Below are 25,941 nucleotides of genomic sequence, written 5' to 3'. Positions count from 1 at the left end.
GTGAACATCATGGCGTCGGACGGTCGAGAGGCTGACACGAACCGCCCGTGGCTCAGCGTCGTGCTGCCTTTCTACCGCAAGCTGGCCGAGTTCGAGCGTGTGTTGCCGATGAACGCGGGGTATTGGGCGCGGCCCGGCATCGAGGTCGTGCTCGCGCTCGACGAGCCCAGCGAGGAGGCGGGCGTGCTGGCGCTGGTCGCGCGCTTTCCGCAGATCCGCTGGAAGGTGCTCGTCAACGACGTCGCACATGCATGGCGCCCGCCCTGCAAGGCCATCAACGCCGGCGTGCGCGGCAGCGCGGGGCGCTTCGTGCTGGTCCATTCGCCCGAGTCCGCCTACGCCAGCGATGCGCCGGCCCTGCTGCTGCACGCGGCGATGGGGCACGCGCGCGGCGTGGCGGTCGGCCGCGTCGGCTTCGCGCGCTTCGACGAACTCACCGACACGCTCGACACCGTCTTCGCACGCCAGGTGCCGCCCGAGCTGCTGCTGCAGACCTTCTACGGCTCGCTGTGCTGCGCGCGCGAGGCCTTCGAGGCCGTGCACGGCTACGACGAATCGTTCGAAGAGTGGGGCGGCGACGACGACAACCTGCGCGTGCGCCTGGAGATGGCGGGCTGGCAGTTGCTGGCCTGCCCGGACGCGCACCTGCTGCACCTGTCGGACGAGACGCGCACGGGCGGCGAGCAGTTCGAGCGCGACGTCGACTGGATCAAATGCACGCCGCACGAGGCGCGCGCGGGCGATGCCGGCTGGGGCTGCGACTTCGACCGCATCGCACGCGACGACAGCACCAGCGCATGGTCCGCCGAAGCGCCGCACTGGCCGGCCGCCGCACCCGTGGTGCCGATGGGTTCGCGTCGCCAGTGCGAGGTCTGCGCGCGCCTGCTGCACCACGAGCCCAGCGCCTTTCATTGCCCGCGGTGCGCGCGCCTGCCGATCGCACCGCGTCTCACGTCGCGCCTGCGCATCGTCTGCGTGCTGCAAGTGCGCAACGAGGCGCGCTGTCTGCCGGGCTGCCTCGACCATCTGCGCGGCCATGTGGACGGCATCGTCGCGCTCGACGACGGCTCGACCGACGGCACCGCCGACATCCTGCGACGCGAACCGATGCTGCTCGAGCTGCTGTCGAACCCGCCGTGCGACGACGGCGCGCACGTCTGGCGCGAGAACGAGAACAAGCGCCGCCTGCTCGAGGCCGCGCGCCGCCACGGCGCGGGCTGGGTGCTGGTGTGCGATGCCGACGAGCGCTACGAAGCGCTGTTCCTGCGCCACCTGCATGCGACCGTCGATTCGCTGCCGGACAACCAGCTTGCCAGCCTGTCGCTCGTGTCCTGCGAACTCTGGAATTCGCCCGACGCCTGGCGCAGCGACGGCCCGTGGGGCCGCAAGTCGCGCGCGCGGCTGTTCCGGTTGCCGCAGCAGATCTCGTTCGAATCGAGTTCGGAACTGCACGGCCCCTGGCTGCCCGACGACGCGCAGCGCCACGGCCTGATGTTCTACAGCCGCTACCGGCTCTACCACCTCAAAAGCATCCGGCATGCGGACCGCGTGGCGCGGCGCGACCTGTACACGCGGCTCGATCCGGCGCGGCAGTTCCAGGCCATCGGCTACGACTACCTCGCGGAGGAAGGGCCGGGGCTGCAACTGAGGCGCATCGAGCCCGACCGCGACTACGACCGCAACACCTTGCCGCCTGACCTGCAAGCGGCTCAGCCGCCCAGCCCCAACGTCCTCGCGAAGTCGCCGCGGTAGGTGCGCAGGCCCTGGTGCGACAGCCGCGAGCGCGTGTCGACATGCACGCGCCCGCCGATCGATTGCCAGCGCCGGCAGAAGCCGTAGTCCTCGCTGAGGTAGCGCCCGTTGCCGGGTTCGGCGAACACGTCGAAGAAGCGGTAGTGCGGCCGCGCCGCGGCGAGCGGGTCGTCCATGCGGTCGGGCGTGTAGCGCAGCTCGGGCAGCGCCTGCGCCATCTGCTCGAGCACGCGGCGCGCGATCAGCATGAAGCCGGTGGGCGCGTCCAGCACTTCAAGGAAACCGTCGGCGTCCACGCGCGCGCCCGCATCGTTCACGTTGACCGGGAACGCCGCATGCAGCGCCTCGAAGTCGGCGCGCGTGGTGCCGGCCGGCAGCGGCGCGCGCAGGCCGCCCTCGGGCCAGCCATCGCTCTTGTGCGGGTACACGCCGGCCACCACGTCGCGGCCCGCGCCCAGCAGCCGCAGCGCGGCCTCGGGCTCGAAGCCGATGTCGGCGTCGATCCAGAACAGGTGCGTCCAGCGCGTGTCGGCCAGGAACTCGGCGGCCAGCCGGTTGCGCGCGCGCGTGACGAGGCTGTCGCCGTCGAGAAAGCGCGTCTGCATCGCGAAGCCGTGGGTCCACGCGAGGTTGACGAGGCCGAGCAGGCTGCGCGCGCACTCGGTGCCGACCGCGCCGCCGTGGCAGGGCGTGGCGACGAAGGGGCGGACGTCTTTCAGGTCGATGGCGGTGGGCATGCGGGGTCAGGCGCCAGGCGCGTGGCGCCGCGTGGTGAGCAGTGCGCGCAGCTTGGCCGGCGCCACCGGTTTGGTCAACAGCGTCACGCCACCGTGGCGCAGCCGCTGCAGCACCTCGGGCCCGGTGGCGCCCGACACCAGCACGGCGAGTGCGCCGGGCTGCAGGCGGCGGGCGGCGTCGATCACTTCCACGCCGTCGGCGTCGCCGGCCAGCTGCAGGTCGCACAGCACGGCGTCGTAGACGATGTCGCCGGTGCCCAGCCGCGCCAGCGCCTCGGCGCCGGTGGTGACGCATTCGACCTCGCAGCCCCACTGCGTGAGCAGCGCGTGCGTGCCGTCGAGGATGGCGGGGTCGTCGTCCACCACCAGGCAGCGCAGTCCGGCCAGCGGCGCTGGTGCCACCGGTGCGGGCTCGGGCGGCGCGACGTCGGCCTTGCGCGCGGGCGGCAGCGTGAACGCGAAGGTGCTGCCGGCCTGCAGCGCCGAGCGCACGGTGATGCGGGTGCCCAGCAGGGTGGCGATGCGCGCGCAGATCGCCAGCCCCAGGCCGAAGCCGCGGCGCCGGTCGCGCTCGGTGTTGGCCACCTGGTAGAACTCTTCGAAGATGCGGCCCTGGTGGATGGGCGCGATGCCCACGCCGTTGTCGCGCACCTCGATGCGCACGCCGGCCCGGCTGCGCCGCGCGGCCACCAGCACGGTGCCGCCTTCGGGCGCGTGGCGCAGCGCGTTGGCCGCCAGGTTGCCGACGATGCGCTGCACCATCGCCGCGTCGCTGCGAACCGCCAGGCCGCGGTCGCGCCAGTGCAGCCGCACCTGCGCCGCGCTGGCGGCGGGCGCGTGCTGCGCGTCGAGCTGGTCGAACAGCGCGGCCAGCGAGACGCGCGTGATGGCGGGCGTGAGCACCTGCGCATCGAGGCGCGAAATTTCGAGCAGGTCGTCCAGCAGCACGCCCATGAAGCCGGTGCTCTCCTGCAGCCGCAGCACGGCCGGGCGCTGCGCCTCGGTGGCGCTGGGCAGCAGGCCGTCGATGAAGAGGCCCATGGCATGCAGCGGCTGGCGCAGGTCGTGGCTCGCGGCGGCCAGGAAGCGCGCGCGCGACAGCGCGGCCTGCTCGGCCTCGGCCATGCGCTGCAGCGCGACGGCGGTGGCCTCGCGCACGCGCTCCTCGCTCACCTGGCGGTTGTATTGCAGGCGTTCGGCGAGGCGGTCGATGTCGTGCGCGAGCACGGCCAGCTCGTGCGTGCCGCGCGTGCCGCCTTCGACCACGTCGCAGCGCACCTCGAAGTGGCCGGCCTCCAGCGCCGCCACCGTGCGCGACACGCGCCGCAGCGGCCGCGCCACCGTGCGCGCCATGTGACGCACCGAGGCCCAGGCCGCGAGCAGCGCGACCAGCGCGATGCCGATGCCGGCGATGAGCGAGCGGCTGCGCTCGTGCGTGTAGGCGGTGGTGTCGCGGAAGGTCTGCACCAGCCCGATGGGCGTGTCGCCCGCCGTGGTGGAGCCAGCCGGCGCGAAGGCGCTGGCGCGCGAGGCCTCCCGCAAGGTGACGGGCGCGCTGAACATGCGCAGCTGCGCGAGCGATTCGTTCTTCGGCCCGGCCGTGACGTACACGCCGGCGCTGTTGCTGATCTCCACCCGCGTCACCTGCCCGCCGCGCAGCGCCGCCGAAGCCACGTTCTGCAGCGCCGGCAGGTCGCCCGCGTACAGGCTCAGGTCGGACATCGCCGCCACTTGCTTCGCCACGGCTTGGCCTTCGGCATCGAAGGCGGCTTCGAGCGTCTGCAGCCGGTTGTGCGTGAACCAGCCGGTGAGCGCCAGCGCCACCGCGGCGCAGGGCACGACGCCCAGGCGGAACAGGTCGCGCTGCAGGTTGCCGCGCACCACCAGCGAAGTGGCGGCCGGTGGTGGAGGGGGCGATGGGGATTCGGTCGCCGTGACCGCTCCCGCCGCCGTCGGGCGGGACAGCGGGCTCGGGGGGACCGGTGTGGTGCTCATCGCGGGGCTGCGAGTCGTTCGGTGAGCTCCCGTTCCTCCGGCGGACGCAGGCCGAGCCCGCGTGCCACGGTCGCGTTGATCCGCACGGTGGCCGGCGTGGCCGCTTCCACCAGCGGGCCGCTGCCGGTGCTGCCGGCGCTGGCCACTTTCTGTCCGAGCTGGCGCGCTTGCTGGGCCAGCTGGCCGGGCGTGGAGACCGCCGCCGCCAGGCCGCCCGAGCGCACCAGCCCCTCGCTGGCACCGAACACCGGCAGGCCCGCGCCGGCGCCGGCATGCAGCACCGAGAGCGTGGCGGCCTGGCTGTCGCCGATGAGGTCGGGCAGCACCATGAGGGCGTCGCTGCGCGGCACCAGCGCGCGCAGCGCGGCGGCCAGCGAGCGCGCGTCGGGCGCGATCTCGACCTGCAGGTCCCAGGGCGGGTTGGCGTTCTGCGCGGCGCGCTGCAGCTCGCGCACCAGCGGTTCGGATTCGGGCGTGGCGATGACGCCCAGGCGGCGCTTCTGCGGCAGCACGGCGTTCACCAGCGCGAGCTGGTCGGCCATCGCCGGGTCGCGCAGCAGCACGCCCACGCGCCGGTCGCCGCGCCGCAGGGCAGCGGGGCTGGCGGCCTTGAGGGTCTCGTAGTCGAGCCGGCTCAGCATCGCGAGCACCAGCGGCTCGGCGCCGGGGCGTTCGAGGGCGGCGCGCGCGGCGGCGGTGCCCACCGCCACGGTGAGGCCCGCATCGCTCGCGGTGCGCAGGCTGCGCGTGCGCACGCCGGTGTTGGCGGCGGGCTCGGTGTCGGTGCTGGCCGGCTCCGCGGCCGGGGCGCCCGGTCCGATGCGCACGAGTTCGAACTTGCCGGAGGCCGACTGGCCGGTGCGCAATTGCTGCACGAACTCGGCCGATGCGGCCTGGTCGTCGCCGACGAGCACCGTCAGCGTGGCCGCCGATGCCACGCGCGGCGCGGCGGCCAGGCACAGCACGAGGCCGAAGGCCAGCAGCGCGTGGACAGCACGGTGCACTCTTCCGGAGAAAAGCGGAATGGGAGGGTTCACAGCGACGGACATGGACTGCTTTGTGCAGCGAGAGGCAATGGTCCAATGTAAGGACGCGCCCTGTTTCCCGCGATAAGGCGGAGGGCTTATGCCCGCATGCGCGAGGGCCTGCGCGTGTGAGGAAGATCACACCGCGGCGGCTGCTTGGTCTATGTCCGACGGACTACCCGGCGCCTACCGGGAAGGTACCGTGTCAGAGGCCCGCGGCCACCATCAGCGCGGCCGCGCGCTGCGCCTGGATCGCCTGGCGCAGCACGCGCGGCGACACCGGCTTGTAGAGCACGGCGATGCCGGCGGCGGCCACTTCGCGCAGCCGGTCGGGCTTGGTCTCGCCGGTGACCAGCAGGCGCGCGGTGCCGGCGCCGATGCCGTTGGGGTGGCGCTCGAGCGCGGCGATCACATCGAGGCCGTTGTCGCCGCCCTGCAGCAGCAGGTCGCTCACCACCACGTCGGGCGGCGTGTCCCAGCCGTCAGCCAGCGCCAGCGCCTCGGCGCGCGTCTGCGCGGCCAGCACGGTGGCGCCCCAGTTGGACAGCACCACGCTCAGGCCTTCGAGGATCGTGCGCTCGTCGTCGATGACGAGGATGCGCAGGTCCGCCAGGCTCTCGCCGTGGTTGTCGTCGTCGGCGGTGGCCGCCGCGGGGGCCTGCGCCACCGGCGCCGGCAAAGCGACGGGCGCCGCGCGCACCTGCACGCGCACGCAGGTGCCCTTGTTCAGGCGCGAGCTGAGCTCGACGCGCGTGTTCAGCAGCTCGGCCAGCCGCTGCACCGTGGCCAGCCCCAGGCCCATGCCGCGCGCGCCACCGGGCGCGTTGCTGCGGCTGGCCGGCTCGACCTGGTAGAACTCCTCGAACACCCGCGCCTGGTGGTGCGCGGCAATGCCCACGCCGGTGTCGACCACGTCGATGCGCACGCCCTTGCCGCGGGCGCGCGCGCCGATCAGCACGCCGCCCTCGACCGTGTGGCGCAGCGAGTTCGACACCAGGTTGTTGAGGATGCGCGAGAGCATCACGTAATCGCAGCGCACCCACAGCTCGGTCTTGCGCACCACCAGCCGCAGGCCCTGCTGCTCGGCCACGGGGCGGAAGTTGCGGCTGATCTCGTCGAACAGCCGGTCCAGCGGAAAGTCGGCCCACTGCGGCTGCAGCACGCCGGCGTCGAGCTGCGACAGGTTCAGCAGTTCCGAGAACAGCCGGTCGAGCGAATCTACGCACTCGCGGATGTGGCCGATGCGTTGCAGCTTCACCGGGTCGGTCTCGCCATTGGCCAGCCCGTCGGAGAACAGCGTGAGCGCATGCAGCGGCTGGCGCAGGTCGTGGCTGGCGGCGGCCAGCAGCCGCGTCTTGGCCTGGCTGGCCACCTCGAGCAGCTGGTTCTTGCGCGCCAGCTCGGCCGTGGCCTCGTTGATGCGGCTTTGCAGCAGCCGGTGGCTTTCGGCGAGCGCGCGCGCCGCCTGGTTGAAGCCGTGCTGCAGGTGGCGCACCTCCGAAGTGCCTTCGATCGCCACGCTGGCGGCCTCGCCCGCGCCGAGCCGGTCGACCGCCTCGCCCAGCGCGCGGATCGGCTCGCTGATGCGGCGCGCCGCCCACCAGCCCGCCAGCCCCACGCCCAGCAGGCTCATGGCCAGCACCAGCGCCACGTTGAGCCAGACCGAGCGGCGCGCGCTCTGCACCGCGTCCAGCCCGATCTCGACCATCACCTTGCCGTTGTGGCGTCCGTCGTCGCTGACGATCGGCACCACCACCTGCAGGCCCTCGCCGCGGCGGCGGTCGACGGTTTCGGAGTTGGCGACGATCTCGCCGTCTTCCGTCCAGATCTGCACCTGCTGCACGTGCGGCTGGTAGGTGCCGGTCTGCGCGGTGCGCGCCAGCGCGCGGCGGTCCATGCGCGACAGCGGCGCCTGCGCCACCGTGGCCACCTGCAGCGCCACCGTCTGCGCGTTGGCGCGCATCAGCTCGGTCAGGTTGCCCAGGTGCTGGCGCGTGAGCACCGCGATGGCCACCAGCGTGGCCGCCGTCGCCGGCACCAGCGCCAGCAGGATCAGCTGCTGGGCGAAGGTGAGGCGGGCCAGCCCGCGCAGGAGGCGGAAGTTCCAGTTCATGAAGGCCTTGAACGCATGGGGCGCGAGCTTAGGGCCACGGCCCCGAACAGGGAAGACCGGAAAAACATCACGAGAAAGACTCGCATTTGGGATGTAATGGCGTCCGCGTCGCCCATGTTAGACCCCGCCGGCTCGCCGCGGGCCCCGTGTCTTCCGCTCCTTCCATGCACGCCTTCTTGCGTCGTTTCGGCAGTTTTCCCGGCACCGGCCGCCGTGCGGCCCTGGCGCTGGCCGTGGGGCTCTTGCTGCTGCCGCTGCTGGCGGCGGCGCAGGCTCCGGCACCCGCCGCGGATGCGCCGGTGCGCTTCGGCATCCTGCCGCTGGGCGGGGCCTTCGAGTCGCGCAGCGACTGGGACCCGCTGCTGGCCGAACTCAGCCGCGCCATCCAGCGGCCGGTGAGCGTGCTCTCGGTCAATTCGTACGAGGCGCTGGAGCAGGCCATCCAGCGCGGCGAGGTCGACATGGCGTTCCTGTCGGGAAAGATGGCGCTCGACGCCGTGAGCCAGAAGCGCATGAAGGTCGTGGCCCAGGTCGTGCGCCACGACGGCCTGCCCGGCTACCGCGGGCTGCTGCTCACGCGCAAGGCGCCGCCCTTCAACACGCTGAAAAACCTCGTCGACCAGCCCGAGCGCTGGCGGCTGGCGCGCGGCGAGCGGCAGTCGGTGTCGGGCTTCATCGTGCCGCAGCTGCAGTTCTTCTTACCGAACCACATCGTCATGGAGACGCGCTTCCTGAGCGAGGTCGTCGGCACCCACCAGGCCAACGCGCTGGCCGTGGCCAACAACGAGGCCGACGTGGCCACCAACAACTCGGCCGATTTCGAGCGCTTCAAGCTGCGCTTTCCGGCCGAGGCGCAGCGGCTGCAGGTGCTGTGGGAGTCGGAGCTGATCCCGCACGCGCAGATCGTCGTGCGCCGCGAGTACCCGCCCGAGCTGCGCCTGCGCGTGCAGGCTTTCCTGGTCGCGTATGGCCGCGGCAAGGGAGCGCGCGGCGACGCCGAGCGCGTGGTGCTCAAGTCGCTGCACGACCTCGCCGGCTTCGTGGCCGCCGACAACAGCTCGCTGCTGCCCGCCGCCAAGCTCGCCTACCAGCTCGCGATGCAGAACGCGAAGACCGCGCAGTGGGTCAACGACGCGGCACGGCAGGCGCGGCTGCAGCGCCTGGAGAGCGGCTATGCCGAGCAGCTCGCCGTGTTGAAGGACGTGAGCCCTTGAACCGCCGGACCCTGCTTGCGCTGGCCCTGTCGTCGTCGCTGATGGCGCCATGGCCGGCGGGCGCGCAGCCTGCGCCAGCGCCCGTCGCCAAGGGCGCACCGGCGATCAAGGAAGTGCGCTTCGGCGTGCTGCCGCTGGGCGGCACCGTCGAGTCGCGTGCCTTGTGGACGCCGCTCATGGCCGACATGAGCCGCGCGCTGGGCTTGCCCGTCAGCGCGTACTCGGTGCCGTCGTACGAAGAGCTCGACCGCGCCATCGGCCGCGACGAGATCGACATGGCCTTTCTCTCCGCCAAGATGGCGCTGGACGCCGTCATGCAGCGGCGCATGAAGGTGGTGGCGCAGATCGCGCGGCGCGACGGCATGCCCGAGCACCGCGCCGTGCTGCTCGCGCGCAAGACCGGGCCGCTCAACACGCTCGAGGGCCTGCTGGCCCAGCCTGAACGCTGGCGGCTCGCGCGCGGCGACAGCCGCTCGGTCACCGGCTTCATCGTGCCGCAGAGCCAGCTCTTTCTGCCCAACCAGATCGAGATGGAAACCCGCTTTCGCAGCGAGTTCGTCGGCACCCACCAGGCCACCGCGCTGGCCGTGGCCAACGGCGACGCCGACGTGGCCACCAACAACACCACCGACTTCGAGCGCTTCCGCCAGCAGTTCCCGGTCGAGGCCGCGCGGCTGCAGGTGATCTGGGAATCCGAGCCACCGCCCGGCGCGCCGATGGTGGTGCGCCGCGACTACCCGCCCGAGTTCCAGGCGAAGCTGCAGGCCTTCCTCGTCGGCTACGGCAAGGGCAAGGGCCCGCGCGCCGACGCCGAGCGCGAGGTGCTGAAGAACCTGCGCGCGGCGTACGGCTACGTCGCGGCGGACGACAGCGCGCTGCTGCCGGAAGCGAAGCTGGAATACCAGCTGGGCCGTCAGCGTGCGCTGTCGGCGGCGTGGGTCAACGATGCGGCGCGGGAGCAGCGGCTGCAGCGGATCGAGAAGGCGTATGCGGCGCAGGTGCAGGCGCTGAAGGCGTCGAGCGCTTCGCGCTGAGGCACGGCCCGCGCAGGCCGCGCCCATGACAAATCACTCGCTGTGCGCGGGTATCTGAAGACACGTCGCGGCGGGCGACCATTGTTGTCAATGCAAACGCGTGGTGGCTTCCACACTGCGCGACCTCTTTCCGTGTGAAGGCTGCTGGCGAGGGCGTTCTTGCGAACGGCTTTGCGCGGTGTGCGTTGCGCGTCGGAGAGAGGACGGGGCGAGAGCCCACATCCGACAACAACGATCTCTATCGGGAAGGCAGTCACGCCATGAAGACCTACAAGATATTCAAGGACCCCCTCGGCAGTGTGCAGGCCGTCAAGGACGGGTGGAGCTGGCCGGGATTTTTCTTCGGGGCGTTCTGGGCCCTTTTCCATCGCATGTGGTGGGTGGGGCTGAGCCTTCTGGGCTTGGCGGCGCTCATCGTCGCTGGAGAAGACGCCATCGGAACGGCGGCCGCGGATGGATTGCTCAACGTGCTTTCTGTCATCGTCTCGGTGGGGTTCGGCATCGGCGGGAACGCCTTGCGCGTGGGACAACAGATTCGCAGGGGCTATGAGGAGATTGCGGTGGTGCAAGCCGCCAACGTGGAGATGGCGCTGATTCAGGGGCATGCGGCAGCGGTAGCGAAGCCCGGGACGCTCTGAGAAAAACCCCACGCATGGCGCAAGGTGTGCGTGGAGTTTGACGATTGTTATCAGTGTGATCGCGAGGCGACTCGCAAACTGCGCGACCTGTTTTCCTCCCAAGGAAGTCGTCGATGCTGCGCACGCTGTCCATTACCTGGATCATCGGACAGCTCGGGAACGACGAAATTCAAAAATGGATCAAGCGGTCGAGCTTTCGGTTGCCGCCAAAACCTGGAAACCAGTCCGAACCGCTTTATGAAAAGGCCGGTGAAGAGCTGACGGCCCTGTACATCGCTTTCAAGGTGACAGAGGAATGATGTACTGGTTCGAAAAAATCGACTATGAAGCAGCGAAAGATCTGGCCTCGGAAGAGCTTCGATCGGGGCGCAGACATACCCCTGATGAAACGATCAACAAGGCAAGAAAGGGAGGGCTCCTGCTCACTCGACAGCAACTCGAGAGCACCCAAGCCTACGATCGGCACGAACGAATCGTGGAGCGGGCAGACGACCAAGGCTTGCTGCATGCCCGGAACGACAAATGGCTTGAGGTAAGGACTTGGAGCAACGACATCCGGGGCATCACCACGTTGTTTGGGTGGGGGTGCTACTGGATGGCGTGGAGTTTTGTCGCCAGTGGATGGTTGGACGTCATCTTTCTGTACTCGACCGGGCATCGTGCGGATGGAACGGTGCTGGTTAGAACCACGGCACTGGTCGCGCTGCTCAATGCCATTGGATTCACGGTGTTCGCGGCTGGCTTTACTTGGGCAATGCAGCGCTATTTCTTCCGCTACGAGTTGCTCACCCAACGCTGGATCCGTCTTCGATTCAATTGGGAAACCCAGAAGGTGTACTTGCTTCGCCCCAAGTACGCGGGTGGCTTGATGGTTTTCGACTGGTCTGATACTGACCCAAGCTTGAGCAAGAGCGCTGACGCCAATGCCGTCCTCATGCATTGGCCTGTGCTGATCTGGGGAAGTGAGACGGAGCTGGGCAAGGTCGGTGCGATGCAGTTCATCGGGCGACGGACCAGTTTCAAGACGGTGGGCGATTGGATGACATTCTGGGAGTACATCCGTCGATACATGGAGGAGGGGCCCGATGCGGTGCCCAAACCCAAGACAGTCATTGGCTATCGGCCCAGCATCAAGGAAGCGTGGCTCAGCGTGACTCAGTGGTATCCAGCATTTCAGCAAGAAGGGTTCATCGGGAAGATCAGTGATGGCATCTCACTGCTGATCCTTCCGCTGATCGTTTTGATGTTCATCGGCAACTTCCTCGGGCAGTGCCTGACATGGCAGGCACGGTTTCCAGAGGAAATTGAAAGTGCCGCAGATGCCTCCTAGCTGCGCTCTGTCGCAATTGCGGCTGAGTAGGGCTGCCACATCTCTTCACAGGAAGTTCAGCCGCATGCTCGCGATCCTCTGTTTTCGTTCCGCGCTTCAGGGCTTCGAAATCCGTAGGGCCTAGATTCCATGAAGATCCAGTTGGCCAACGTTGTTGCCGGCTTGGCTCAGGAGCTCATGTCGTGTTTATTCTTGAGGCTGCGTTTCAGCATGAAAAACGAAGCCGAGGTATTCATTCGGCATTGAAATATCACGCGGATGTTGCCGGGGAAACGCGACTCTATGGTCCGAAAGAGGGGGCAGCTCGGCGAGAAGAGGGTTCTCGAAAACCAACGAAAAAAGAGCGGGATGAGCAGGAGGCCTTCGCGCGACCGAGCTTCTCATCAATGCGCGCAGTATTCGATTTCAATGAGCATTTCATCGAACTGAGCAATCCAGGAGGGATGGCACGTTCCTTGGCGTTGATGTTGTTCGTGGTGGCAACCGTTCCTGGCATCTATCTCATCTACTTGCTTGTAGGTGACGCCTTCGGAATCCTTCTGGGCGCCTTGCAGTTGAAGCGTGATCGACTGATGTCGCTGCGAAGACACAAGGCGGATGATCTTTCGCAGGGGTTCATGATGCACGAGCTCAACCTGCGTTCCGATACCGATCGGAACGTGCGGACGGGCCCGTCGCCCCAGTTCTGAACCGGTGAGCCGACAGCGCGCTTCCTGGCCGCATCCCGCCAGTGCGACCAGCCCATGGCTGGCCCCGCATCTACTCCCTTCGCCGTACCCCCTCCCGCCCCACCTAGGCCATTAGCTAGGCCTTAAGGCGGATTTGCCTCCCGCTCCCCGCGCCGGAAACTTCGTGTTTCTTCTTTCTTCCCGGCACCCTTGCCGTTGACGGAGTGCGGATGAGTTGGCGAACCAAAGTGGTCTGGAGCGAGGGGATGCTGTTGCAGCCTCAGCACCTGCAGCAGAGCGAGCGCCATGCCGATCATGCGCGGCATGTGCTGTTGCGCACCACCACGCCCTACGCCTGGGGATTCGCCGAAGTCGAGATCGACGCGGCGGCGCTCACGCTGGGCAAGCTGGCGCTGGTGCGGGCGGTGGGCATCTTCGGCGACGGCACGGTGTTCGACATGCCGGCGGTCGATCCGCTGCCCGAGCCCATCGACATTCCTGCGTCCATGCGCGACGAGGCCGTGGTGCTTGCGCTGCCGCTGCGCCGCGCCGGGGCGCGCGAGGCCGACGCCGAAGAATACGAAGAGCTGGTGCGCCACCGCGTGCTGGAGTCGGACGTGCCCGACTCCAACACGGCCGGCGAGCGCACCGCGATGCTGCAACTCGGCCAGCTCCACACGCGCCTGATGCGCGCCAGCGAAGCGACCGATGCCTGGGCGACGCTGGGCGTGGCCCGCGTGGTCGAGCGCCGGGTCGACAACCAGGTGCAGCTCGATCGCGCGATGCTGCCGCCGCTGCTCGACGTGGCCGGCCACGCGGTGATCCGCGCCTGGCTCGACGAGCTGCTGGGCCTGCTGCGCCAGCGTGGCGAGGCGCTGGCGGGGCGCATGACCCAGGGCGGCACGGGCGGCGTGGCCGAGATCGCCGACTTCATGCTGCTGCAGGCCGTGAACCGCAACGAAGCCATCTTTGCGCATCTCGCCAAGAGCGCGATGCTGCACCCGCAGCATTTCTTCGAACACGCGCTCGGGCTGGCCGGTGACCTCGCGAGCTTCCGCGACACGCGCCGCGTGACGCGCTTCGGGCCCTACATCCATGACGACCTGGCGCTGAGCTTCCGCCCGGTGATGGACGACCTGCGCCGCAGCCTGTCGATGGTGTTCGAGCAGTCGGCGATCCGCATCGAGCTGCACGACCGCAAGCACGGCGTGCGCGTGGCGATGGTCACCGACGTCGAACTGCAGCGCAAGGCGACCTTCGTGCTCGCGGTTAACGCGAACATGCCGAGCGAGGCATTGCGCGCGCGCTTCCCCACGCAGGTGAAGATCGGCCCGGTCGAGCGGATCCGCGACCTCGTGAACCTCGCGCTGCCGGGCGTGACGCTGACGCCGATGCCGGTGGCGCCGCGCCAGATTCCGTTCCACACGGGCGCCAACTACTTCGAACTCGAAACGCGCAACAGCGACCTGTGGCGCCAGCTCGAGCAATCGGGCGGCATCGCGATGCACATCGCGGGCGATTTCCCCGGCCTCGACTTGGCGTTCTGGGCCATTCGTTCCTAGCCGCCTGTGGCTGACGGAAACGGAACATCACCATGAGCACCCCTCCCGACCCCTTTGCCGCCTTCGAGTCCGAGCGCACGGTCATCAAGCCCAAGCCGCGCACGCCGGGCGGCACGCCGCCAGCACCGGCGCCCGCGCCGTTCTTCGGTGGCGCCGATCCGACGCCCGTGGCTGAGGTGGGCGAGATCGGCCTGCTCAATCCGCTGGTGTCGGCCGCGGGCAAGCTGCTGGTGCTGATCGGCAAGCTGCGCAACCTCGCGCAGCCGCCCAATGTGCCGGCGCTGCGCGCGTCCACCGCCGATGCGGTGAACCAGTTCGATGCCGCGGCGCGCCGCGCGGGCGTGGGCAACGAGTCGGTGCTGGCCGCGCGCTATGTGCTGTGCACTGCGCTCGACGAGGCGGTGGCCAACACGCCCTGGGGCGTGCAGGCCGGCTGGAACAAGCAGAGCCTGCTGGTGCAGTTCCACAACGAGACCTGGGGCGGCGAAAAGGTGTTCCAGCTGCTGGCCAAGCTCGCGCAAGACGTGCCCACGCACCGCCAGCTGCTCGAGCTGATCTACAGCGTGCTCGCGCTCGGCTTCGAAGGCCGCTACCGCGTGGTCGACAACGGCCGCGCACAGCTCGACTCGGTGCGCCAGCGCCTGGCCGACCTGATCGCGAAAGACCGTCCGGCCGTCGAGCCCGAGCTGTCGCCGCACTGGCGCGGGCAGGGCGCGGGCACGGTGCGGTTGCGCGAATCGTTGCCGCTGTGGGTGTTCGCGGCCGGCTTTGCGCTGCTGCTGGCGCTCGCGTGGTTCGGCCTGCGGCTCACGCTCAACCACCGCTCCGACACCACCTACGCGGCCGTGTCGAGCCTGCGCGTGCCCAACATCCAGATCGCGCCGCCCGCCGCGCCGGCCAAGTCGCCGCGGCTCGCGCGCTTCCTGGAGCCCGAGATCAAGCAGGGCCTGGTCACCGTGACCGACGAGGCCGACCGCAGCGTGGTGCGGCTGCGCGGCGATTCGTTCTTCGGCTCGGGCAGCGCCGAGCCCATGGCGGCCTCGCTGCCGGTGCTGCGCCGCATCGGTCAGGCGCTGGCCGAGGTGAGGGGCGAGGTGCTCATCACCGGCCACTCCGACAACCAGCCGATCCGCTCGCTGCGCTATCCGTCGAACTGGCACCTGTCGGCCGCGCGCGCCGATGCGGTGAAGGGCGCGCTCTCCACGCTGGTCGAGCCCGCGCGCATGCGCTCCGACGGCAAGGCCGACGCCGAGCCCGTGGTGGCCAACGACACGCCGGCCAACCGCGCGCGCAACCGCCGCGTCGACATCGTGCTGCTGACCGAACCCGAGCGCCTTGCTGCTGCACCGGCTGCTCCCGTTCCAGGAGCGACGAAATGATCAAGAAAATCTTCGGCTTCCTGTTCAGCCCGCTGCTGCTGACGCTGCTCGCCCTGATCGTCGTCGCGCTGCTGATCTGGTGGATCGGCCCGCTGGTGAAGATCGGTTCGCTCGCGCCGCTCGAAGGCGAGATGACACGCGCCATCGTCATCGGCGTGATCGTGCTCATCGTCGTGCTGCGCGCGCTGTACCGCCGCTGGCGCGCGCGCCGCGCGAGCCAGCACCTGACCGACGGCCTCATGAAGGCGCCGGCCGCCGCCAAGGCCGGCGCGCCGGTCGACGGCGAACAGAAGATCCTCGACACGCGCTTCAGCGAAGCCGTCGCCACGCTCAAGCAGATGCGCCTGCATGCCGCCGGCAAGAAGCCGGGCTGGCGCGACTGGCTGTCGATCTCGGGCGGCAGCTACTTGTACGACCTGCCGTGGTACGTCTTCATCGGCGCACCGGGCGCGGGCAAGACCACGGCGCTCGTCAACTCGGGCCTGAGCTTTCCGCTGGCCGAGAAGTTCGGCCCCGGCGCCATCCGCGGCGTGGGCGGCACGCGCAACTGCGACTGGTGGTTCACCGACGAAGCGGTGCTCATCGACACGGCCGGGCGCTACACCACGCAGGACAGCCACCAGTCGGAAGACAAGAGCGCCTGGGAAGGCTTCCTCGGCCTGCTGAAGAAGGCGCGCCCGCGCCGCCCGCTCAACGGCGTGTTCCTCACCGTGAGCGTGGGCGACCTGCTGAGCCAGGGCCCCGAGGCGCGCACCCAGCTCGCAGCCTCGATCCGCGCGCGTCTGCTCGAACTCGACAGCAAGCTCACCACGCGCCTGCCGGTGTACGTGCTCGTCACCAAGAGCGACCTGCTCTACGGCTTCACCGACTACTTCGACGATCTCGGCAAGGAGCAGCGCGCGCAGGTCTTCGGCTTCACGCTGCCGGCGGACGAGGACGTACAGCGCGAAGAGAAGGCCCTGTCGACCGCCTTCAACCGCGAGTTCGCCCTGCTGCACAACCGCATCAACGATGGCCTCATCGCGCGCATGCAGCGCGAGACCGACGGCACGCGCCGCGCGGCGATCTTCGGTTTTCCGGCGCAGTTCGGCTCGGTCGGCCCGTTGCTCTCTGACCTGCTCGAACAGGTGTTCACCGGCTCGCGCTTTGCGCAACCGCCATGGGTGCGCGGCGTGTACTTCACCAGCGGCACGCAAGAGGGCAGCCCGATCGACCGCGTGATGGGCAGCCTGGCGCGCAGCTTCGGCATCGAGCGCGCCATGCTCGCGCCGCAGAAGTCGAGCGGACGCAGCTACTTCCTCACCGCGCTGCTGCGCGAGGTGGTGTTCCCCGAGCAGCGCCTGGCCGGCGCCGACGTGAAGCTGGAGCGCCGCCGCAACACGCTGCGCCTGGCGGGTGTGGCCGCCATGACGCTGCTCACCGTCGGCCTGCTCGCGGCCTGGGGCTACAGCACCTGGCAGAACAACAACTACCTGAAGTCGGTCGAGGCCCGCGTCGAGCCCGCGCAGAAAACCCTGGCCGCGCTGCCGACGCGCGTGCAGAACCTGGTCGAGGTCGCGCCCGTGCTGCAGGGCCTGCGCGACATCTGGAAGACGCCCGACAACCGCCAAGGCGACGAGCCGCTGTCGATGACGCTGGGCCTGTACCAGGGCGACAAGCTCGATGCTGCCGCGATGCTCACCCACCAGCGCGCGCTCAACGACGCCTTCCTGCCGCAGATCGCCAAGCGCATCGAGGACCAGCTGCGCACCGCGCAGAAGGACAACCTCGAGTTCACTTATGAAGCCCTCAAGAGCTATCTGATGCTCTACCAGCCCGAGCGCTTCGACCCCGAGGCGCTGAAGGCCTGGATCACGCTCGACTGGGCGCGCAACCTGGACCGCGGCATTCCCGAGGACCAGCGCAAGGCGCTCGAAGACCAGCTCGACGTGCTCATCGCCCAGGGCCCGCCGCGCTCGCCGCTGAAGATGGACGAGAACCTGGTGCGCAGCGTGCGCGCCGTGCTCGCGAGCTACCCGCTGGAGCAGCGCGTGTTCAGCCGCCTCAAGCGCCAGCGCGCCACCAAGGACATCCCGGGCTTCAGCGTGGCGCAGGCCACCGGCCCCTCGGGCCCGCTGGTGTTCGAGCGCATCAGCGGCAAGCCGCTGAGCGAGGGCGTGCCGGGCATGTTCACCTACGACGGGTATCACAAGCGCTTCCAGAACGAGGTCGTGGTGCTCACCGGCCTGCTGGCCGCCGAAGACCCGTGGGTGCTGGGGCAGGACCGCAACGCCAGCGAGCGCCTGCGCGATGCCGCAGCGCTCGGCGCGCTCACCGACCGCGTGCGTCGCCTGTATTTGGAGGAGTACGTCAAGCAGTGGGAAGCGCTGCTGGCCGACGTGCGGCTGATCCGTGTCAGCGGCCTGGAGAAGAACATCGAGACCGCGCGGATCCTCTCGGGTGTCGATTCGCCGCTCGCGAATTTTTTGCGCGCGGTGGTCAAGCAGACCACGCTGATTCCCGCGGCCGATGCCAACAAGGACGTGGTCAGCAAGGCCACCGAGACCGTGCGCAACACGCGCAAGGGCCTGGAAGACCTGTTCGGCAGCGACCCCGGCAAGCAGGTGGCGCCGGGCAAGCGCATCGAGAGCATCGTGGACGACCGCTTCGAGTCGCTGCGCCGTCTGGTCACCGCGGGCGGTCCGAACCAGCCGGCGCCGATCGACGACGCGCTCAAGCTCTTCAACGAGGTGTACGTGTACCTCAACGCCGTCGACACGGCCGTGAAGGGCCGCACCTCGCCGCCGCCCGGCGACGTGGCCGGCAAGCTCAAGTCGGACGCAGGCCGTCTGCCCGAGCCGGTGCGCAGCATGATCGAGAACCTGAGCCAGACCGGCGCCGCGCAGGCGCAGGTGGCCGAGCGCGGCAACCTGAGCCAGGACCTGCGCCCCGTGACCGAGTTCTGCAACCGCGCCATCGCGGGCCGCTACCCGTTCGTGCAAAGCAGCAAGCGCGACGTGCTGCCCGAGGACTTCGGCCAGATGTTCGGCGCCGGCGGCCTGATGGACGACTTCTTCCAGAAGCGCCTGGCCGCGCTGGTCGACACCAGCACCCGGCCGTGGCGCTACAAGCCCGTGGCCGAGCGCGGCGCGATCACCACGCAAGCGCTGGCGCAGTTCGAGCGTGCGGCGCGCATCAAGGACATCTTCTTCCGCGGCGGCGGTCGCGGGCCGTCGATGCGGCTGGACTTCAAGCCGGTGGAGATGGACGCGGGCATCACGCAGTTCATCCTCGACGTGGACGGGCAGCTGGTGAAGTACGCGCACGGGCCGGTGGTGCCGATGGCGGTGCAGTGGCCGGGGCCGAAGGGGAGCAACCAGGTGCGCGTTCAGGTGAGTCCGCCGTCGACGACGGGGAGTTCGGGGTCGGCGATGGATGGGCCTTGGGCTTTGTTCCGTACGTTGGATGACGGGCAGCTCGAAGCGGGGGATGCGCCGGAGAAGTTCTTCATCACCTTCCAGGTGGGGGCGCGGAAGACGCGGTTCGAGGTGACGACGAACAGCGTGCAGCATCCGATCCGGTTGAAGGAATTGCGGGAGTTTTCTTGTCCGGAGGGGTTGTGAGCTTGGCCTCTTCTTCGCTCTTTGTTTCCGGTGAACTTCCTGGCTGGTTCGGGAAGTTGCCGGGGATGGGGGACTTTGCGCATCGGCGGTTGCCGGAGGCGTTTCGCTCGGTCTGGGACCCGTGGTTGCAACGCGGGCTGGCGCGGCTGCGGGATCGGCATGCGGATTGGACTTCGCACTACCTGGAAGCGCCTGTGTGGTGCTTTGCGCTGGGGGCGCAGGTGGTGGGGGAGCGGGGGTGGATGGGGGTGTTGATGCCTTCGGTGGATGGGGTGGGGCGGTACTTTCCGTTCACTCTCGCCGTTGAATTGGATGAAGGCGTACCTGGTGCGCTGCATGGAGAGGCGCTTGTTGCTGCGCTTCGGTGGTGGGCGTTGGGGACGCAGGCCGTGTTGGAAGGGCTTGAAGGGGATTTGGATGCGCTGCGGTTTGATGCGGTGCTGAGTCGGTTGTTTGTCGACGCTGCTTCTGGTGGGGCTTCTGTTGAGATGCGGTCGCTTGAGTTGCCACTGGCTGGGGCTTCGCTTTGGATGGAGACGCCTGGCTTGGAGGGTGGGGTTCGGATGTTGGCTACCGGGTTGCCTCGGGATTTGCAGTTCGAGGCTTTGTTTCTCGGGGGTGGGGAATGAAGGCGGTGCTTTCTTTTTCTTTCCGAGGCTGGGTCTCGCCCCGGCGGGCGACTTACTTTCTTTGCTTCGCCAAAGAAAGTAAGCAAAGAAAGGCGACCCCACTGTCTGCGACCCTTCGCTTCGCTACGGGCAACCTGCGGTGCTCGCGTTTCGCGGGGTCTCGCAGAACTCGCTTCGCTCAAACAGCTGCGAGCCCTGATCCGCGAAACGCTGCGCTCCTCGGCGCAGCCAGAGGGGAGGGGGAACTCGGGCCGTCGCTGCGCTCGGCCCTGCAATACCAACAGCCCAATCCAACGCCCATGCGCGCGGCTTCGCCTGCGCGCATTTCTCTGCGGACGCCAATGTCGGTGCCAGCGCCAACGCCACTGCCAATCCCCGCTGCAGCAGGCGCAAAGCGCCTGCTGCAGCCCACTGGCCGAGCGAAGCGATGGCCTGTTGGTATCCAAACCCCTTCTGTATGCGCCGAGGAGCGCAGCGTTTCGCGGATCAGGGCTCGCCCTTGTTTGAGCGAAGCGAGTTTGGGCGAGACCCCGCGAAACGTGAGCACCGCAGGTTGCCCGCAGCGAAGCGGAGGGACGCAGACAGCAGGGTCGCCTTTCTTTTGCCTACGTTTCTTTGGCGAAGCAAAGAAAAGTAGGTCGCCTGCCGGGGCGAGACCCGGCCCCGGAAAGCAACCCCAAAAAGGCGTTCGCCCAGCAGGAGCAGGTCAATGACCGACAACGCCCTCCCCCCGGAAGACGACCGCACCCGAGTCGTCTCAAGGCCCGTGCCATCCACAGGCGGCACCGACGCAGGCGCCACCGTCATCACAGCCAGCGGCTTCACCACACCCTCAGGCACCCCCGTCACCAGCCCCGCCACAGGCACACACGAAGCCGGCCTCCTCCCCGTAGGCAGCCGCCTCGCCGAATTCGAAATCACCCGAGTCGTAGGCCAAGGCGGCTTCGGCGTCGTCTACGAGGCCTGGGACCACACGCTCGAACGCGTAGTCGCCATCAAGGAATACCTCCCAACCTCGCTCTCCACAAGACAGCAAGACGGCACCGTAGTCCCCCTCTCAGAACGCCACAGAGAAACCTTCGACCTAGGCATGCGCAGCTTCATCAACGAAGCCCGCCTCCTCGCCCAGTTCGACCACCCCTCGCTACTCAAGGTCTACCGCTTCTGGCAAGAAAAGGGCACCACCTACATGGTCATGCCCTTCTACAAGGGCGACACCTTGCGAGAGGCACTCGTAGCGATCCCGACAGGCGTCGACGAAGCCTGGCTCACCCGCATCATGGACGGCGTCACGCAAGCCCTCGCCGTGATGCACAACGCCCACTGCTACCACCGCGACATCGCCCCCGACAACATCATCCTGCTCGAAGGCTCCGGCCGCCCCGTGGTGCTCGACTTCGGCGCCGCGCGCCGCGTGATCACCGACAAGACGCAGGCGATTACCGTCATCCTCAAGCCCGGCTACGCGCCCATCGAGCAGTACGCCGAGATGCCCGACATGTCGCAGGGCGCCTGGACCGACGTCTACGCGCTCGCCGCCGTGATGCACGTCGCCGTGTGCGGCCGCGCGCCGCCGCCTTCGGTGGCGCGGCTGCTGTCCGACAGCTACGTGCCACTCGCGGGCAACGACATCCTGCGCCAGCGCTACAGCGACCGGCTGCTTGCGGCGATCGATGCGGGCCTGGGCGTGCGGCCCGAAGCACGGCCGCAGTCGATGGCGGAGCTGCGCGCGGCGCTGGGCCTGGAGGTCGGCCACAGCATCGCGCCCACGCCGCGCACCGTGCCGCCGTCGGGTGCACGAAGCAGTCAGTCGGGCGCCGATGCACCGACCGTGATCGGCACGGCCCACATGCCCAAGCCGATCGCCGCCAAGGCACCTGTTGCTAACAACAGCAAGGGCGGTGGCAGCAACAAGGCCGTCCTCGGCGCCGTCGCCGCCGCCGTGCTGGTCGTCGCAGCGGGTGGCGGCTGGTGGTTCCTCGGCCGCTCGGGCAGCGAAGGCGATGCCGGCAAGACGGCGCAAACCGCCACACCCGCGCCCCCACCCGACACCCCCGCCCAGGTCGCCGAGGCCCCACCGCCACCTCCACCCCCGCCGCCTCCCAAGCCACGCACCCCCGCCGAATCACTGCAATCGCTCGCGGCAGGCGCCGCCCCGGGCTTCGACGTCACGGCCACGCCGAAGAAGGCCGAGGTCGCCATCGGCAAGGACAAGCTGGCCTTCGAGGTGCGCAGCAAGCGCGACGGTTTCGTCTACGTGTTTCTGCTGTCCAGCGGCGGCGAGATGTTCCTGCTGTTCCCGAACCTGCTCGACAAGTACAACAAGATCACCGCCAACGCCGCGCTGGCGCTGCCGCGTGCCTCCTGGCCGATGGACGCCGGCGGGCCGGCCGGCACCAACCAGTTCGCGGTGCTCGTGAGCGAGCACGAGCGCGACTTCGGCGCCTCGGGCGTGCAGAACGAAGGCGTGTTCCCGCAGTTCCCGCTGCCGGTGCTCGCGGCACTTGAAGCCACGCGCGGCACCGGGCCGTCGCCGCTGTTGGGCAAACCGGTCTGCGCGCCGGGCGCCCCGCCGTGCAACGACGTCTATGGCGTCGCGAATTTCAAAATCGTCGAGAAGTAATCGTCTGTAGAGCGTCGGCCGCCTTCGGCCCCCTTTCCACGACCAGGAGACTTTCATGCACACGTCACCGTCGCCGCACTTCGCGCTTCCCCTTTGCCGAACGGCCGCCGTGGTCGCGCTGGTGCTGCTGGCCGCCTGCGCCAACACGCCGCCGACCGCCACAGGAACGGCCACCACCGCGCCCACCACGGCCGATCCCGCGACCGCACCGGCCCGTCCCACCGGCGGCAGCGTGGCCGGGCAGGCGCGCACCTTCTCGACCCAGCTCGCCACCTACACCTCGGTCGGCTTCGACGCCGTGCCGGGCTGGGCGCGCGACGACTTCTCGGAAAGCTGGCCGGCCTTCCTGGGCAGCTGCAAGGTGCTCAACGGCCGCGGCGCCGAGTGGAAAGAGGTGTGCGAGCGCGCGCTGAAGGTCGACGGCAAGAGCACGCAGGCGATCCGCGGCTTCTTCGAGAGCGAGTTCTCGGCGTACCAGATCCGCGACGACGACCGCAAGCCCGACGGCGTGGTCACCGGCTACTTCGAGCCCGAGATCGCCGGCAGCCGCACCTACGTCGCGCCGTTCATCTACCCGGTCTACGGCCAGCCCGAGGACATGCTGTTCGTCGATGCGCGCAAGCTCCCGGCCGGTGGCGGCACGGTGGCCGCGAAGGTCGAGGGCCGCAACGTGATCGTGCAGACCGGCCTGAACACGCGCGACATGGGCGCACCGGGCCTGTACGCACTCGACCTTTCCGCCATCACCCGCGACACGCTCGACCGCAAGGTGCGCCTGCGCATCGACGGCAAGCGCCTGCTGCCGTACTACACGCGCGAAGAGATCGAGACCAAGGGCGCGCCCAACGCCAAGGTGCTGGCCTTCGTGAGCAGCGCCACGGCGCTGTACGAGATGCAGATCCAGGGCTCGGGCCGCATCAAGCTGCCCAGCGGCGAGGTGGTGCGCGTGGCCTACGCCGAGCAGAACGGCCAGCCCTTCCGCCCGACCATCGCGCAGGCGGCCAACGGAAAGCCGCGCAGCGCCGTGAAGGTGCGCGGCGGTTCGCTCGAGCTGACGCTGGACGACGGCGACGACGAAGACACGGGCGCCATCGACAACAGCGTGATCCGCACGCGCGGCTTCACGCTGGCGCGGCCCACGGCCAGCGGCGCGGTGGTGGTGCCGGGGCGGCGCACGGCCGGCGCGGTGACCGGCTCCGGCATCAAGGACCCGAGCTACGTGTTCTTCAAGGAATCGACCTCGCCCGCGGGCGGCCCGGTGGGCGCCTTCGGCGTGCCGCTGTCGGCCGGCCGCTCGATCGCGGTCGATCCGCGCAGCACGCCGCTGGGCTACCCGGTGTTCGTGTCGACGCGCACGCCCGGCAGCGGCGCGCCCATGCAGCGCCTGACCATCGCGCAGGACACCGGCGGCGCCATCCGCGGCGCGGTGCGGGCCGACTACTTCTTCGGCAACGGCCAGCAGGCCGCCACCAACGCGCGCCGCATGAAGGAGCGCGGGCAGCTGTGGATTCTTCTGCCGCGCGGCCTGGCCGTGGCGCAGGCGGCGGTGTCGGGTGCGATCCGCACGCGGGGTGGCCCGGTCGGCGCGAATCTTCCGCAGTGCCTCGTTCCGACCGAAGGCGTCTGCGTCGACGACTGACCTCACCTTTCTCGACCCCCTTGGCCCTTCATGCAGGAAACCCTTTCGTCCGCCGAGAGCTCTGAACTCGTCCGCCTCTGGCGGCGACGGCAGACGCTGTCCTCGGACGACATGGGCACCATGTACCGCATCGTGGGCGATGCGCTCGTGGCCTGCAATCCGCCCGAGCTACAGGTGCTGGGCGAGGGGCGGCAGGAGCTGGTGGCGCAGTTCATCTACGTGAAGGTGCTGCGGCTCGACGCCGACCCCGACGAGTCGGAAGAGCGCGCCGGCCACAGCGCACCGTCCACCGCCTTCGCGCTGTGCGCGTACTTCCGCCGCTACCTCATCGACTGCACGCGCGCCAGTTCGTTTCGCCGCAAGGTCTCCATCGGCGACCAGATCACCGAGGCCCAGCTCGAAGACGAACTTGGCCCGGGCGAAGACCTCGACGGCTGCCTGGCCGAGCATGGCCTCAGCGCGCAGGCCGTGCAGCTGGCGGCGCGCGCCTTCATCGCCGGGCTGCCCGAGCCCGAGCGCATCTTGCTGTGCGAAGGTTTCGGGCAGGAGGCCGAGGGCGGGTTGTCGGGCGTGGCCTCGCGCCATGCCATCGCCTCGTACCACTACCGCGCCGGGCGGCTGGGCCTCGTGCACAAGCGCGAAGGGCTGGGCGCCGGCTATGCGCAGACCCGCATCGGCAGCTGGATCGGCCAGACCCTGGGCATCGCGATCGAGGCCGACAACATGGCGGCGATCCTGCAGGTTTTCAAAATCCTCGGGGCTGAAGCGTCTTATGTCTGAAGACATAGCCATTCAGGAACAGACGCCATGACCACCGACCTCTGGCCCCCGCTCAGCGTGATCCGCCATGCGTTCGAAACCGGCGCGCCGCCCGGCGATGCCGCGCCGGACGCTGCTCCCGTCGCGATGCCGCACGGCAACAGCGCGGGCGCGGGCACGCCGGTGGCGTCGGACCTGCTGCTCCCCTTGACCGAATTGGCCCGGCGCCGCGAGGCTGTCGCCCGGCGCGCCTTCACCGCGCGCTGGGCGCCGGGCCGCCTCGTGAGCGTGGTGCACGACGGGCGCCTGCTCGGCGTGCTGCTCGACCGCTGCATCCACGGCGACCTCTGGCAGGGCTGGATGGCCGCCGGCGAGCCCGACTGGGCCGGCCCCTTCGACGTGCTGCTGGAGCCCGACGACGAGCCCTTCGAGCCGATGTTCGGCGTGGTCCAGGCCTGGAACGTGCTCACGCTCGAGCCCAGCCCGCAGCTGGCCGCGCGCGTGCTCGGCGAGGTGTCGGCCACGCGGCTCGCCGCGATCCGCGCGGTGCACGACGAATGGGCCGCGCACGTGGCGCCCAACATCGCGCCCGAGCCCGGGCGCATCGCGCTGCGCGGCGTGGCCGGCGCGTTCTCGGTGCTCTCGGGCACGCCGCTGGGCCCGCAGGACCCGCGTACCGACTACCAGGCGCTGTACCGCGATGCCGGCCTGCAACTGGGCCGTGCGCTGGCGCAACCGCAGGAGGAGGCCCCCGCCGCGCCGCCGCCATCGCCCGCCCGGCCGCTGCCACGGCCCGAGGACGGCTGGTGGGGCAGCATTCGCCGCTGGTTCGGCGCCGAAGGCTGGGCGCGCCCGGCCTTCGCGGCGGTGGCGTTGTTCGCGGTGATCCAGAACGTCGCGCTCATCGGTGGGCGCAGCACCACCGAAGACGACGACGTGCGTTTCCGCTCGGTGCCGACTGCACCGGTCGCGGCGCAGGCGAACCTGGTCGTGCGCTGGAAGGACGGCGTGCGCATCGATGAAGCGGATCGCCTGCTGCGCACGATGTCGGCCGAAGTGGTCGGCGGGCCGGGGCCCAATGGCGTGTGGCGCCTGCGCGTGACCGATCCGGTCGGCGGCTTGTCGGTGCTTGCGGCGTCGCCGTTGGTTGCATCAGCCGGGCCGGCTTCGGAGCAGCGATGACACGCGCCGCGCGGCCCCCGTCTTTCTCCCTCCCCCGCTGGGGGAGGGCAGGGGTGGGGG

At 69.4% G+C, this 25,941-nt stretch carries 19 protein-coding genes; 15 read left to right on the top strand and 4 right to left on the bottom strand.

The window, feature by feature from the left end:
- Window positions 1-9: 9 nt before the first annotated feature.
- The gene (locus FFI97_RS24020) at window positions 10-1,752 is read left to right on the top strand and encodes a glycosyltransferase family 2 protein (protein ID WP_260685164.1); all 1,743 of its coding nucleotides are present in this window, start codon (window positions 10-12) and stop codon (window positions 1,750-1,752) included.
- On the opposite strand, the gene FFI97_RS24015 is transcribed toward FFI97_RS24020, so the two are convergent.
- From FFI97_RS24015 to FFI97_RS24000, 4 genes are all read right to left on the bottom strand, one after another.
- Window positions 1,710-2,489 carry a hypothetical protein gene (locus FFI97_RS24015; protein WP_139702139.1) on the bottom strand — a complete coding sequence of 260 codons (780 nt, stop codon included), beginning with the start codon at window positions 2,487-2,489 and terminating at the stop codon, window positions 1,710-1,712. The genes FFI97_RS24020 and FFI97_RS24015 overlap by 43 nt on opposite strands.
- A 6-nt stretch (window positions 2,490-2,495) precedes the next feature.
- A complete protein-coding gene (locus FFI97_RS24010; RefSeq protein ID WP_260685130.1) occupies window positions 2,496-4,484 on the bottom strand; it encodes an ATP-binding protein in 1,989 nt (662 codons plus the stop codon).
- Window positions 4,481-5,488 carry an ABC transporter substrate binding protein gene (locus tag FFI97_RS24005; protein WP_260685129.1) on the bottom strand — a complete coding sequence of 336 codons (1,008 nt, stop codon included), beginning with the start codon at window positions 5,486-5,488 and terminating at the stop codon, window positions 4,481-4,483. Before FFI97_RS24005 ends, FFI97_RS24010 begins: the two co-directional genes overlap by 4 nt.
- A gap of 226 nt (window positions 5,489-5,714) precedes the next feature.
- Window positions 5,715-7,622: a hybrid sensor histidine kinase/response regulator gene (locus tag FFI97_RS24000; RefSeq protein WP_139702137.1), complete on the bottom strand. Its 1,908-nt coding sequence runs from the start codon at window positions 7,620-7,622 to the stop codon at window positions 5,715-5,717.
- A gap of 164 nt (window positions 7,623-7,786) precedes the next feature.
- Here FFI97_RS24000 and phnD (FFI97_RS23995) point away from each other — a divergent pair, with 164 nt between their 5' ends.
- The 14 genes from phnD (FFI97_RS23995) (at window position 7,787) to FFI97_RS23925 (ending at window position 25,881) form a co-directional block, all read left to right on the top strand.
- Window positions 7,787-8,836 carry a phosphate/phosphite/phosphonate ABC transporter substrate-binding protein gene (gene phnD / locus FFI97_RS23995; RefSeq protein ID WP_139702136.1) on the top strand — a complete coding sequence of 350 codons (1,050 nt, stop codon included), beginning with the start codon at window positions 7,787-7,789 and terminating at the stop codon, window positions 8,834-8,836.
- The gene (gene phnD / locus FFI97_RS23990) at window positions 8,833-9,870 is read left to right on the top strand and encodes a phosphate/phosphite/phosphonate ABC transporter substrate-binding protein (RefSeq protein WP_260685128.1); all 1,038 of its coding nucleotides are present in this window, start codon (window positions 8,833-8,835) and stop codon (window positions 9,868-9,870) included. Before phnD (FFI97_RS23995) ends, phnD (FFI97_RS23990) begins: the two co-directional genes overlap by 4 nt.
- 260 nt (window positions 9,871-10,130) lie before the next feature.
- Window positions 10,131-10,508: a DUF2628 domain-containing protein gene (locus FFI97_RS23985; protein WP_139702135.1), complete on the top strand. Its 378-nt coding sequence runs from the start codon at window positions 10,131-10,133 to the stop codon at window positions 10,506-10,508.
- A gap of 113 nt (window positions 10,509-10,621) precedes the next feature.
- The gene (locus tag FFI97_RS23980) at window positions 10,622-10,807 is read left to right on the top strand and encodes a hypothetical protein (protein ID WP_139702134.1); all 186 of its coding nucleotides are present in this window, start codon (window positions 10,622-10,624) and stop codon (window positions 10,805-10,807) included.
- Complete coding sequence (locus tag FFI97_RS23975) at window positions 10,804-11,838, top strand: DUF6708 domain-containing protein (RefSeq protein ID WP_139702133.1); 1,035 nt, start codon at window positions 10,804-10,806, stop codon at window positions 11,836-11,838. Before FFI97_RS23980 ends, FFI97_RS23975 begins: the two co-directional genes overlap by 4 nt.
- A gap of 182 nt (window positions 11,839-12,020) precedes the next feature.
- Entirely contained in the window at window positions 12,021-12,527 is a 507-nt protein-coding gene (locus FFI97_RS23970) for a hypothetical protein (protein WP_139702132.1), read from the top strand.
- 209 nt (window positions 12,528-12,736) lie between these two features.
- Entirely contained in the window at window positions 12,737-14,068 is a 1,332-nt protein-coding gene (tssK, locus tag FFI97_RS23965) for a type VI secretion system baseplate subunit TssK (protein WP_095743395.1), read from the top strand.
- A 32-nt stretch (window positions 14,069-14,100) separates the two neighbouring features.
- The gene (locus FFI97_RS23960; RefSeq protein ID WP_139702131.1) at window positions 14,101-15,447 is read left to right on the top strand and encodes a DotU family type VI secretion system protein; all 1,347 of its coding nucleotides are present in this window, start codon (window positions 14,101-14,103) and stop codon (window positions 15,445-15,447) included.
- Window positions 15,444-19,049: a type VI secretion system membrane subunit TssM gene (tssM, locus tag FFI97_RS23955; RefSeq protein WP_139702130.1), complete on the top strand. Its 3,606-nt coding sequence runs from the start codon at window positions 15,444-15,446 to the stop codon at window positions 19,047-19,049. The genes FFI97_RS23960 and tssM overlap by 4 nt, the downstream gene beginning before the upstream one ends.
- Window positions 19,046-19,678, top strand: a complete 633-nt coding sequence (gene tagF, locus FFI97_RS23950) for a type VI secretion system-associated protein TagF (RefSeq protein ID WP_139702129.1) — start codon at window positions 19,046-19,048, stop codon at window positions 19,676-19,678. The genes tssM and tagF overlap by 4 nt, the downstream gene beginning before the upstream one ends.
- A 709-nt stretch (window positions 19,679-20,387) precedes the next feature.
- Complete coding sequence (locus tag FFI97_RS23940) at window positions 20,388-22,301, top strand: serine/threonine-protein kinase (protein WP_139702128.1); 1,914 nt, start codon at window positions 20,388-20,390, stop codon at window positions 22,299-22,301.
- Window positions 22,302-22,356: 55 nt separating this feature from the next.
- Window positions 22,357-23,940: a murein transglycosylase A gene (locus FFI97_RS23935; RefSeq protein ID WP_139702127.1), complete on the top strand. Its 1,584-nt coding sequence runs from the start codon at window positions 22,357-22,359 to the stop codon at window positions 23,938-23,940.
- 30 nt (window positions 23,941-23,970) lie between these two features.
- A complete protein-coding gene (locus FFI97_RS23930) occupies window positions 23,971-24,720 on the top strand; it encodes a hypothetical protein (RefSeq protein ID WP_062482983.1) in 750 nt (249 codons plus the stop codon).
- Window positions 24,721-24,747: 27 nt separating this feature from the next.
- Entirely contained in the window at window positions 24,748-25,881 is a 1,134-nt protein-coding gene (locus FFI97_RS23925; protein WP_139702126.1) for a hypothetical protein, read from the top strand.
- Window positions 25,882-25,941 lie beyond the last annotated feature (60 nt).

Origin of the sequence: Variovorax sp. KBS0712, assembly GCF_006323185.2 — a bacterium.
Classification (GTDB): Bacteria; Pseudomonadota; Gammaproteobacteria; order Burkholderiales; family Burkholderiaceae_C; genus Variovorax; species Variovorax boronicumulans.
This window is presented reverse-complemented; position numbering and strand designations above follow the sequence as displayed.